Genomic DNA, 10,821 nt, shown 5'->3' with positions numbered 1-10,821 from the left:
GTTAGGAGCGCATGCCCCCCAAGGCCGTAGGGCTCCAGCCAGGAATAGATTATCGGTGGCGCTTGTGGTACCGCGCGTAGCTGTTCGTTGAGATATAGCTCCAAGGTAGCTTCTCCAGTCGCGGCGATGATAAGGTCGAATGCCTCAATCTTTATTTCGCCCGCCGCGCGGGCCTCCTGAAATTTCTTAGCTACCGATGTTACTTCAGCATACAGGTACTTGTCCTGAATATCATCGCGCAGGCCCTCTGTCTTAAATTTGCCTAACCCGCTTTTACCCAGCGCGTGGCGGTGCATGTTATGAAGCGTAAGGATGTCGTGGTCGACCAATGTCAACCACTGCACCCCAGTTCGTACCAACTCGTAGGCCAAGTGGCCACCAATGGCCCCGCACCCGATTAGCAGCACCTTCTTGGTCGTTAAATCGGCCTTGCCACCGCCCCGAGGCACGATATACGACCGCTCCCAGCGGTGTAGCTGCACCGGATGCAGCTCGAAGTCCCGGCCTCGGCTGTCGAATGGGTGAAAACCTTTGGCACTTGTGTAATCAATGCCAATTAGGGAATAATGGCCATCCGCCATGGGAATGGCTAATACCAAAGTGCCTTTCCAGCAGCCATCTTTCTTGAACAACTGCCGGCGGCGTTTAGGTGGCATCGCAGCCAAAGTGGGCTCAACCAGGGTCCGCAACTGCTCAATAGTCCAGAACGGCTCATCTGGGCGCGGTGGCACGAAGGCTGTGCTGGCCACCAACGGCAGGTAAGTTGCGGAGCCGATGACTGGTACAGAACCCGTTTTAGGGCGAAACCACCGGGGCACTTGCGCCTCACTGGCGGCGAGCAGGCGAAGCTGCCGGTCGCTGTAAACCGTAGCCGTAGAGGCCGCAGTTGATGGGTCCAGAAAATTATAGATTCCAGTTTCGCTCAGCTGTGCCCAGTACACTTCCAGCTCCCGCATGAATTCCCCCACTCGGCTGGGGCCCAGGCCAGTGGCCAGAACGGCCTGCGTATGCTCCACCGACCAAGTAAGCACCAAGTCCGGGCGCTGCCTATTCAGCAGCAGCCCTTCCGAGTCAGCATAGCACACGCTACCCGAGGCCGAAACGTGGGGTAGATAGCCGAGGGCACTTGGCTCCTGTAGCGAAATAGGCGGTAGGCTGAGGGGAAAGTCGGTAGGTATTTCAATGAAAATGCCTACCGACTTTCCCATTACGTCTATCATGGTAGCCACCCGCAGGTAGCCACCCCCCATCGGCAATACGGAACTATGCTGTTGCAACAAGCCATCTGCCAACCCTTGGGCGAGCCATTCTTCTGCCTGACCCGTCGTCATATCCTCTACCCCGAAATGCCCGAAGACGCTACCCCAGCCTTCGTGCGCTGAGCCGAATCTGACTTAGCAGGAATGGGAAAGTCGGAGCCAAATACTTTGCGCAGTCGCTCGCAAGCTTTGTCAGGCTCCACTTCGGTATGGGCGTAGTCCAAGGCTTCCTTCAACTCCTTGAGCTTAGACTCGAAGGTGGTCATCTGGGCCAGCGTCATGTTTTCGTACACGTCGCTCCACGGCTCCACCATCAGGTCGGCCACAATGCACTGACCGTACTCCTGCTTTTTCGCGCGCCACTGGTAGGAAAACCGGCTTAGCATATCATCAACCAGCTTACGCATGGCGCCAAGGTCATCCGTTTTGCGCGTGGCATAGTCCGAGTACACCGGTTTAAACCCGTAATGGGCATTGAGCGTCAGGCCAATGCCGCGGGGTGCCCCGTTGCCGTCGCTGGAAAATTTCTCGTCCTTCCAGCGCTTGATGAAGCGAATTGCCCGTCGAAACTGCTGCCGGCCCGCGTTGTCATCCTTGAACTGCCGGAACAGCTCGTGTTGCAGGCCCGTGGGGTCCGACACTTTCCATTCCTGGTCATCGGCCGATGAGCCGGCCCGGCCCGTTGCCAGGTAGTCCTTACCGTCCTTGTTGCTGCCCCGCGCCGAGTAGATGGCCAAATCTACGTGATAGGCACGTTCGGTCCCATTTGCTTTGTAGAAAACGGTTACGCAGGGGCGCCGGATTTTGATATCGTCCGTAAGGCCATTGAGCGCCTCCTGCACCCGCTTCTTCAATGTCACGGGAGATGCATAGATACCATCCGTCGGCGTTTCAAAATACACCCCTTGGTCGATGTCATAGCCGCTACTGCCAGCCAAGGGCTTGATGCCCGTGTTCATCTTGTAGCTGCCCTGGTTCATAAAAGTCGGCACCAAGTTGGGCTCGTTGTACTTCGCGAAAACTCCGGGCAGATTAGCTCGCAACCGCCGGCGAATTACGTTACGCTTGTCGCGCAGCTGCTTCTCTTTTTTGAATCGTCCCAGCCGGATGGCGGAATGAAAGGTGTCGAATTGAGTTTGTACGTTTGCCATACTTGCAGGGGGTAAGATTGGAATTAGGTGAGCCCAATCGCCTGCTAAAATTTGCTGCGCAACGGCTGGGGATATCTGCTAGTTGAACATATGATGTGCCAAATTAATTAGCAGAGTGAGCAAAGGCCAAAAACTACTTTTATTCTGCCATTTTGACTGAAATAGTCTTGTTGCGAAAGCAGTCTTCTTACCACACCTCAATACATCAAGCTAATAACCTTCACCTATTATGCGCTACTTCCTAGGATTCAAGCCCCCCGGTTTATTGGTAAGCTCGGTGCTTGAATTAAGGCAAATATTGGGATTGAAGGGCGTAGAGCCACACATCACGGTAAAAGCACCCTGTGGGCTTGGCGTCTTCGAGTTATGGCAGGAGACGGTTCGGCAGATATGTCAGGCCCAACCCGCCTTTTCTGTCAGTATAGAGGGTGTCGGAAGCTTTGGTAATACTGCGATTTTCCTCCGGGTGAAGTCGCCTAATTTGATTAGCTTTCATCAGGAGCTATTACAGGCGCTTGGTACAGCCGCCGCCGACCAAGCGCTTTGCTTCGAAGGTGTGTGGTACACCCCTCACCTTAGCTTATTGCACCTGAAGCCCGATGCTCCGGCCATTCCGTACTCTTTCAATGAGCTGCTAATTGCCGCCACAGAGCGGTTCACAGAATCGGTTATTTTCCAGCCTGCCGTCTTGGTTGTTTATCGGAAAGAGGAAGCCGGCGAGTATCAACCTTTTCTCGAAATTCCATTGGGATAACATATAGGGGCGAGCACGCCGGGCCAGGCTATGCAGGGGTTCGCTGCGCTAGCGTGCTGCGCACCACTCCCGATGGTCGCGCCCTTCCTATCCTTCTCGCAAAAGCCCCCCGCGCCGGCCCGGCCCAGGCAGCGGCGCTTACTCGGGGGCGGGGCTGGCTCTCCTCTGCTCCCGTTGGTCGCGGCGGAATGCCGGCCCCGCCCCCGGTGCGCTTTGCAGCCCCGGCCGGGCCTCCCTCCTTTTCATTGGCTGCTGGCCGAACCTGCAAGGGCCGGTACCGCCAGCGGAGTGTTTGAGCCGGCGTACCGCCGGCAAAAATTATAAGGAACAAAAGGGAAGAAGTGTTTGAGCGGTTAAAGCATATGGTTGATTTTAAACAAATATTGTTGTCTTTTTAGCAACAAAAATGTCTTTAATTGTGTTTAATAGGATAAGCAAGTGGTTGTTCACCATTACCTTAGCCCCGTCAGACGTCATGCTTAACCCCGAATTCTTTCCTACTCCGGCCGCCGTTATTCAGCGCATGCTCGACCCGTTTTTCAACCCCACCCCAACCGGCAACGAAGACACAAGCGGCGACCGGTACCGTCGCTATAATCCGGCCGCGGCAGCTCTGCGCAAGCTCACCATTCTGGAGCCCAGCGCTGGCAGCGGGGCCATCGTGGACGAGCTGACGGCCTGGCTGGACCGGGAGGACTACCACAGCCGAAGCGGCAAGCAAAACGTATACTGCTGCGAAGCCGACCCCGACCTGCGCGCCGTGCTGCACGATAAGGGATATAAGGTTATTGCCAACGACTTTCTCAACTACCGGGGCGACCATTTCTTCGACTTGATAATAATGAACCCGCCCTTTTCCAACGGCGACCGACATTTACTCAAGGCCTGGGATGTGGTAGCCGCTGGCGGCGATGTGGTGTGCCTGCTCAACACCGAAACGTTGGCCAACACCTACACCGAAACCCGGCAACTGCTGGCCCGCCTCATCGAGGACCACGGCACGAGCGAGGCGCTGGGGGCCGTTTTCGCCGAAGCTGAGCGCCCCACCAACGTAGGGGTGAGCCTGGTACGGCTGCACAAGCCCGCCAAGGCCGACCGCCTTACGTTCGAGTTCAGCAGCCGGGGCCGCCGGGGGCCGGAGCTGGACGAAAACCTTTTCGCCAATGCCGTGGCTACCCGCGACGTTATCGGCAATATGGCCGCTGAGTACGAGGGCCTGAAAGCGCAGTACGCTGCCTACCTGCAGGCCCGCGAGGGCATGAAATTCTACGCCAAAAGCCTGCTGCGCAACGACTATCAGGACGTGCTGAAACTGGCCGAGGCCAGCCTGGAGCGCGGTAGCCTGCGCACGAGCTACAACAACTTTGCCGACGAGATGAACCAGCAAATCTGGGGGCTGGTACTCGACAAGGTGAACATTCAGAAGCTGATGACGGCCGACGTGCGCCGCAACTTCGCGGCCTTCAGCAAGGCCCAGGGCTACCAGGAATTCACCCACGAGGCCGTGGCCGAGCTGGTGGCGCTGGTACTCGACAACCGCGAAACCATCATGGAGCAGGCCGTGGAATCGGTGTTCGACACCTTCACCAAGTACCACAAGGAAAACCGCCTGCATGTGGAGGGCTGGGTCACGAACTCGCAGTGGAAGGTAAACCGCAAGGTGATTCTGCCCTATGCGGTGGAGGAAAGCTACTCGGGCAAGGGCTTCCGGGTGAACTGGAACCGCCGTGACGACTACGCCGACATTGACCGGGTAATGTGCTACCTGACGGGCGAAAACTATGATACCTGCGTGGGCATCGACACTGCGCTTGACCGCTGCGGCAACCAAAACCCCAACCCGAACGGCGTGTACACGGTGTATAGCCGGTTCTTTGAAATCCGTGCCTTCAAGAAGGGAACGGTGCACCTGATTTTCCGCGAGGAATTTCTCTGGCAGGAGTTCAACCTCCGGGCCTGCGCCGGCCGGCAGTGGCTGCCCGGTCCCGAAATGGCTGCTTATCGTGCCCGCCAGGCCAAGGCTGCTACTTCGGAGGCTCACCCGCTGGTGCCCGATGCGGAGCCGCTGGTCGCGCCTGGCACCCAAATGCAGCTGCGGCTGGCGGCCTGAGCAACCGCGCCAGCCAGCTAGCCGCGTCGGGGGTAGTGAGGGCATTGCCTTACTGCCCCCAGGCGCGTATGCAGGATATTAGTATACTGCTCGCATGAAAACACCCCCTCTACCAGCGGCCCCGGCCAGTGCTGAACCGCCGCCCGGACAGCGTTTCAGCCAGCTGCTGCGGCACGGCCGCTATTCCTTTACGGAGCGTGAACTGCAGGAGCACCTGCAAATGACCTACCGCACCATCAAGCAGCGCGAAGCCGACCCTTCCGGCCTGACCGTAGGCGAGGCACTCCGGGTGGCCGAGCTGCTGACCGTGCCCGTGCAAACGGTGCTGGATGCGGCCCTGGCCGACGCGCAGGCAACGGGAGCGGAGAGTTAGGACGGGTTGGCACATTTTTGCCTAACTTTCGTTTGCAGTAGTAGACCACTCAGGCGAGACAGCATGGATACCCTCGTAAAATTTGGCCCCAAGGAAGCAACCCGCGAGCAGCGCCAGGCGCTGTCTGACCGGGCGGCGGCGCTGAACGCAACCCAGGACCGCAAGTTGAGCCCCTTTGCCGAGCTGCTGAGCCAGCGCTATATAAACGGTGAACTGAGCCTGGCCGAGGTGAATGCGCAGCTGGACGCGTACTACCAAACCCAGGCGCAGACTCCGGTGCTCACGCGCGGAGCCGACGGCATTGCGGGCGTAGCACCCCGCCAAGCTTCCGCCGTGACCAAGGCGCGTTCCTTGTCCCACTAACTTCTCGTCTCTTTATCAATACGCTAACGCCCTGCCAGTTGGTGGGGCGTTTTGCTTTTCTACGGGATACCCGCACGAATCTGCTCCATGACTGACGGTTTTACTGACCCCCACTCCGGTGTTTTAATTAACAAGCTCAACAGTACGGATGAGGACAAGCTGGCCGAAGTTGAAGGTAACCGCTTCCACTTCCGCATGCTGGAAGTGCTGGCTGGCCGGGTGGAAGTGGAGCCGCACAACGCCCAGGGCCTGCGGGCCCTGCACCGCCACCTTTTTCAGGATGTGTACCCCTGGGCCGGGGAATTGCGGGGCTGGGGCGAGTTTCAGGCCACCAAGTCAACTTCGGCCGATACGACTGCCGCCGGCCAGCAAACCATGTTTTATGGCAGCTACCAGCAGTTGCCGGCGCACCTGGATGCCATCGGGCAGCAGCTGGCCGCTGAGCGTTTCCTGAAGGGGCTCGACAAAGACCAGTTTGTGGCCCGCGCGGCTTACTATTTCGACCAGTACAACTACGCCCACGCTTTCCGGGAGGGCAACGGCCGGACGCTGGGCGTGGCGTTCCAGGTGCTGGGCGAGAATGCCGGCTACGATGTGAACCTCATTGCGCAGTCGCACCCAAAGCAATACAACCAGGCCCGCGACTACGCTATTTTGCGGCCCGCCGGAAACCCGGAAATGGATTTGCAGCCGCTGCGCGCCTTTTTTGCTCAGATAGTCACCCCGCTGCCTGGGTTGGTGCTGGCCCCCGCCGCGCCCGTGGTGGTGCCCGAGTTTCTGCGCCGCGTAGACGCCATGCGCGAAGTGCAGCAGAGCCAGGAGCCCATCTGGCGTGCCCTGCTCGGCGGCCGCCACACTGCGGTAGCCCGCCAGATAATGCAGGTCACCCGCAGCGTTGTCCATCCCGATGCCGGGCAGCCCGCGCGACTGGAAATCCTGCGAACCGGGGCCGAGCTGCTGGAGCAACTGCCCGCCAAGCTGGAAGATGCCCGGCTGCGCCAGCGCGTGGCGCGCCTGCTGCGGGCATTGCCCCTGGTCACGGTGGTGCTGCTGGTAGCTGGGCCGCCGCTCAAAGCCGAGCCGCAGGCTGGGCCGGAATTGACTAAGGGGCAGGTGGAGAAAAGAGCCGCATCCCAACCAAAAAAACGCCCAGTCAGAAGCGTAGAGGACCAAAAATGTAAGATAAGCCCCGGTTGCTAAGCGCAACTATAGAGCTGCCGCTGCTGTTTAAATAGACAGGCCAGGCCGTGAGTTTTTATCCGTTTGGTTCGTGCCCGACGTAGAGGGTGGAAGCTGCCTTGACGTTCAAAATCATACCTTGTTATCATGGAAAAGCGCACAACTCCTACCCCCGAGGCCCCGGCTGTGGTGTCCGAACCGCAGGCCGTGCCGGCACCGCTGGCCGAGCATCTGCCGACGCTGCTGTGGGACGTGGACCCCGAGACGATAGACCCGCAGGCCATGGCGCGCACTATTGTGCAGCGCGTCATTCAGCGCGGCAGCAAGGAGGACTGGGCGGCTATGCTGGCTTATTACGGCCGTCCCCGCGTGCAGGAAATCGTCGAAACCGTGCCCTACATGTCGGATGCCGCCATTGCGGCCGTGTGCCAGTTCTTCCATATTGAAAAGGAAACGCTTAGATGCTACCAGCGCAAGCAGTCGATACCGCAAACCTTCAACTCCTAGCGCAACTCATGCAGGAGCCCTTACTGAAGCCGTTTGTCCTGGTAGGGGGAACGGCTTTGGCGTTACATCTGGGCCACCGTCGCAGCCGGGACCTCGACTTGTTTTCGGATGGCCCCACGCCGATTGACGGGGAAATTAAAGACCTGCTGCTAAGCAAGTATGAGATGCGGGCCGACGGCGCTCTGCAGCGAATGCGGGCTCAGGAGCCGGAATGGGACAAAGCGGCCATTCAGGGTGTCATCGGACAAGTGAAAACCGACGTGGTGAATTATGGCTTCCAGCTGTGTCGGCCCGCCGTGCTCTATCCGGGCTCGAATATTCGCATGGCCTCGCTCGAGGACCTGGGGGCCATGAAGCTGGCCGGAGTGGTGATGAGTGGAGAGCGGCTCCGGGACTTTGTGGACGTGGCTGCGCTTAGCGAAAAGCTCACCTTGAACCAGATGCGCCAGGCCTATGAGGGCCGCTTCAATACGTCCTCCTCTGAAGTGCCCCGCGCTCTGGCCTTCCACGGCGACATCGACTTCAACATGAAGCCCGAAATGCAGGGCTACCGCTGGCCAGCCATTGCCACGCGCCTAGAGCAGATGCAGCGCAGCCCCGACCGACTGTTTCCGCCCATCGTGGAACAGCGGCTGGTGATGCCGGTGTTGGGTCAGATGAACGATTCGAATGCCACGACGTCTTTGCCCCAGCAGCAAAAAGCCCCCGCGCCGAAGCGCCGGGGGCCGAAGTTGTAGTTGCAGCGACTGCCTAGAAAGGCTTGAAACGCTCGTAAGGGTTGTACGGATTGCGGCTGGGCGGCGTGACCTTGCTGGAAAGTCCCCAGAACTTGCTCAAGCCGAAGAGTACCAGGCCCCAGGTAGCGGCAGTACTGCCCCAGCTGGGGGCCCAGGACGAATAAAGGAAGGCGATAATCGCCGCGAAAATCAGGAAGCTACGCATATCAACACGGGTTAAATCTTCACGCTAATTAAGCAAGAAACGCTGTAGAAGCATCTTTCGTTGCTTTTAAGGGCTGCCAGTCCCAGGTGCGACCTACTTGAACGTTCGGGCCTTGAGCAGGTCGGCATTGGCGAGCTTGAGCTTGACGTTGCGCCCGCCGCCCTTCTCATACACCTCGATGATGAACTGCTTTTGCTCGGGGATGGTGAATTTCTTGAAGATGTAAACTTGTTCGAGCTGGCCTTTGACGTCAATCTTTTTCTGGGTCCCGTTGAAGACGTAAATGGGCATAATTTCCAGGGCCTGCTCGGCCGTGCGCTTGGCTACCTGTTTGTCCTGAATGTAGAATTTAACAAAGTCCACGTCGTAAGTCACGTTTGACTTGTTGGCAATGTGCAGCGGGAAAAACAGGGTTTCCTGCTTGTAGCCCACGTTGCCGGCGCGCACGCTGAGCTGGTTGGCACTCTCGCTGGCCGAAGAGCCGCCCGCCGCCAACGCCTGCCGGGAGTAAGCGTCCAGATTGCCCTGCGGAATGGGCGAATTCGACAGAATGGCTTCCCCCTGCGCCGACGAGGCCGAACCGGCCGCGCCTAGGTCGAGGCTGAGCACCTTGGGGTCGTGCTGGTAGTTTACGACGAAGGAGTACAGTTTGCCATCCGAGGTGAGCACCGTCATGTTCGACTCCGGAAAGCCCGCCGAAGCCGCTTTCACGCGCACGATGTTTTCCGCGCCGGTGGCCTTGGCCGCAATCAGGCCCGAACTGCCCAGGTCGACGTAAGTGACCGGGAAGGGAAACACCAGGTGGGTCGTTTTCTGGTCGCTGATGTAGAGCGGATAGGTCGGCAGCTTGTTAGCTTCCGAGTATTGCAGCATCCGGGCGGACGAGGTCTGGGCCCGCGCCGGGGCCGTGGCTAGGCCAAGCAAAAGGGCACTGGTAGCAAATAGGGTAGTTTTCATGGGAAGGAGTCGTTAGTCTTTGTCTACTTTGAGCATCACGTTGTAGCCCGCTTTCAGCCGGACTTTGACCAGGCGGATTTTCTTCTGGCCGATGCCTTTCACGGCGCTGACCGCGACGCCGGCCGCGGCCATGGCTGGGTCAGCGCTCATCGTCAGCATATCGGCCGCGCCGAGTCCTTCGGCGCCAGCCTGCTTGGCGTCGTCGCGGGTGATTGCCCCGGGAATGTGCAAGCCTTCCAGCCCGTCCACGTCGTACACTTCCAGCGCCGCCGGAAACACGCTGTTGCCCGATTTAAGCGTTTCAATGGCAATGCTGAGCCGCTCGCCGGCCAGGCTGCACTTGCCGTAGATGAAGGTGTTGGCCGGCAGCGTGTGCCCGTTGATGACGGCTGATTCGGTGAGTCGCATCTTCACCAGCGAGCCGCTCACGACTTCCTGCGATTCGTGGATGACGGCAGGCAGCGTGTTGCCATCGCCGCCCGTGCCGGTTTCGGCATCGAAGCCCTGGAAAGAGGCCGTGCGCTTGCGCCCTGGTCCATTAGAGCCCAGGCGCGATACTACGGCGTCATCATCGATGGCGCGTAGTCGGGTCATAGGCTTCTTCTTTTTCGGCACCGCCGCCACCGTGCGCGGGGCCGCTCCTCCCCCACCGGCGCTGTTGGACTGGGCCAGCAGCGCGGCCATTTGCAGCTGGGCCTTTTGCTCGGCCAGGTCCCGCTCGTGCTGGCTGCGCATCACCTCCATCTGCTCCTGCGGGGTGAGAGCACCGGGGGCTGTCGTTGCGGGAGCCACGGTGCCCGGCGCTACGCCGCCATTCATCTGGGCCTGTTGGGCTGCAATCAACTGCTGCTGGGCCTCGACCACCGACTTGTCGACGGAGCCGTTGGGGCCCGCTTTGCCATCGGCCCCTACCGCGTAGGAGAGGCCCGAGCCCGAAGCCGTATCGAGGCGGGCATCCACCAGACCCCGGTTGCGCAGGGTGTCCACGGGGCTGGCGTAGGCTTCGAGCTTGCTGCTGGTGATGGTGCCCTTCTCCGCTTTGGGGAGGTTGGTGTTAAAACCGGTTTCGGTGTTTTGCGCTGCCGCCGGCGTGCCTTGGCCGCCCCCGCCCAGAAAGAACATCACGGCCAGAAAGGGCACGCCCACCACCGGCAGGAAGGTGGCCATCTTGCGGGTCCGAAGGAATTGCGCATCGTGCTGCGCGGTGGTTGTCGTTGCCATAATGG

The 10,821-nt window shown here is 59.5% G+C and carries 13 protein-coding genes; 8 read left to right on the top strand and 5 right to left on the bottom strand.

Annotated features, from left to right (window positions below; genetic code table 11):
• Both MKZ35_RS06975 and MKZ35_RS06970 read right to left on the bottom strand, forming a co-directional pair.
• The coding region (locus tag MKZ35_RS06975) for a ThiF family adenylyltransferase (RefSeq protein WP_482512512.1) at positions 1 to 1,331 on the bottom strand (1,331 nt) is incomplete at its 3' end.
• A 5-nt stretch (positions 1,332 to 1,336) separates the two neighbouring features.
• Positions 1,337 to 2,410 carry a cyclic GMP-AMP synthase DncV-like nucleotidyltransferase gene (locus MKZ35_RS06970; protein ID WP_482512511.1) on the bottom strand — a complete coding sequence of 358 codons (1,074 nt, stop codon included), beginning with the start codon at positions 2,408 to 2,410 and terminating at the stop codon, positions 1,337 to 1,339.
• 229 nt (positions 2,411 to 2,639) lie between these two features.
• Between MKZ35_RS06970 and MKZ35_RS06965 the strand changes: the two genes are divergently transcribed.
• The 8 genes from MKZ35_RS06965 (at position 2,640) to MKZ35_RS06930 (ending at position 8,433) form a co-directional block, all read left to right on the top strand.
• Positions 2,640 to 3,164 (top strand): 2'-5' RNA ligase family protein, encoded by a 525-nt coding sequence (locus MKZ35_RS06965; RefSeq protein ID WP_482512510.1) that lies wholly within the window; start codon positions 2,640 to 2,642, stop codon positions 3,162 to 3,164.
• Positions 3,165 to 3,217: 53 nt separating this feature from the next.
• Positions 3,218 to 3,460: a hypothetical protein gene (locus MKZ35_RS06960; protein ID WP_482512509.1), complete on the top strand. Its 243-nt coding sequence runs from the start codon at positions 3,218 to 3,220 to the stop codon at positions 3,458 to 3,460.
• A gap of 179 nt (positions 3,461 to 3,639) precedes the next feature.
• Positions 3,640 to 5,274, top strand: coding sequence for a DUF4942 domain-containing protein (locus MKZ35_RS06955; RefSeq protein WP_482512508.1), 1,635 nt, complete (start codon positions 3,640 to 3,642; stop codon positions 5,272 to 5,274).
• A gap of 94 nt (positions 5,275 to 5,368) precedes the next feature.
• The gene (locus MKZ35_RS06950) at positions 5,369 to 5,647 is read left to right on the top strand and encodes a hypothetical protein (RefSeq protein WP_482512507.1); all 279 of its coding nucleotides are present in this window, start codon (positions 5,369 to 5,371) and stop codon (positions 5,645 to 5,647) included.
• 63 nt (positions 5,648 to 5,710) lie between these two features.
• The gene (locus tag MKZ35_RS06945) at positions 5,711 to 6,010 is read left to right on the top strand and encodes an antitoxin VbhA family protein (RefSeq protein WP_482512506.1); all 300 of its coding nucleotides are present in this window, start codon (positions 5,711 to 5,713) and stop codon (positions 6,008 to 6,010) included.
• Positions 6,011 to 6,097: 87 nt separating this feature from the next.
• The gene (locus MKZ35_RS06940; protein WP_482512505.1) at positions 6,098 to 7,210 is read left to right on the top strand and encodes a Fic/DOC family protein; all 1,113 of its coding nucleotides are present in this window, start codon (positions 6,098 to 6,100) and stop codon (positions 7,208 to 7,210) included.
• A 126-nt stretch (positions 7,211 to 7,336) separates the two neighbouring features.
• Complete coding sequence (locus MKZ35_RS06935; protein ID WP_482512504.1) at positions 7,337 to 7,696, top strand: DUF6922 domain-containing protein; 360 nt, start codon at positions 7,337 to 7,339, stop codon at positions 7,694 to 7,696.
• Positions 7,697 to 7,704: 8 nt separating this feature from the next.
• Positions 7,705 to 8,433 (top strand): nucleotidyl transferase AbiEii/AbiGii toxin family protein, encoded by a 729-nt coding sequence (locus MKZ35_RS06930; RefSeq protein WP_482512503.1) that lies wholly within the window; start codon positions 7,705 to 7,707, stop codon positions 8,431 to 8,433.
• 13 nt (positions 8,434 to 8,446) lie between these two features.
• On the opposite strand, the gene MKZ35_RS06925 is transcribed toward MKZ35_RS06930, so the two are convergent.
• From MKZ35_RS06925 to traM, 3 genes are all read right to left on the bottom strand, one after another.
• Positions 8,447 to 8,638, bottom strand: coding sequence for a hypothetical protein (locus tag MKZ35_RS06925; protein ID WP_482512502.1), 192 nt, complete (start codon positions 8,636 to 8,638; stop codon positions 8,447 to 8,449).
• A 93-nt stretch (positions 8,639 to 8,731) separates the two neighbouring features.
• Positions 8,732 to 9,595 carry a conjugative transposon protein TraN gene (gene traN, locus MKZ35_RS06920; RefSeq protein WP_482512501.1) on the bottom strand — a complete coding sequence of 288 codons (864 nt, stop codon included), beginning with the start codon at positions 9,593 to 9,595 and terminating at the stop codon, positions 8,732 to 8,734.
• 12 nt (positions 9,596 to 9,607) lie between these two features.
• The gene (gene traM, locus MKZ35_RS06915; protein WP_482512500.1) at positions 9,608 to 10,816 is read right to left on the bottom strand and encodes a conjugative transposon protein TraM; all 1,209 of its coding nucleotides are present in this window, start codon (positions 10,814 to 10,816) and stop codon (positions 9,608 to 9,610) included.
• Positions 10,817 to 10,821: the final 5 nt, after the last annotated feature.

The organism is Hymenobacter sp. R533113 (assembly GCF_056835965.1).
Note: the sequence above shows the minus strand (reverse complement) of the source record. Positions and strands in the feature narration are given on the sequence as shown.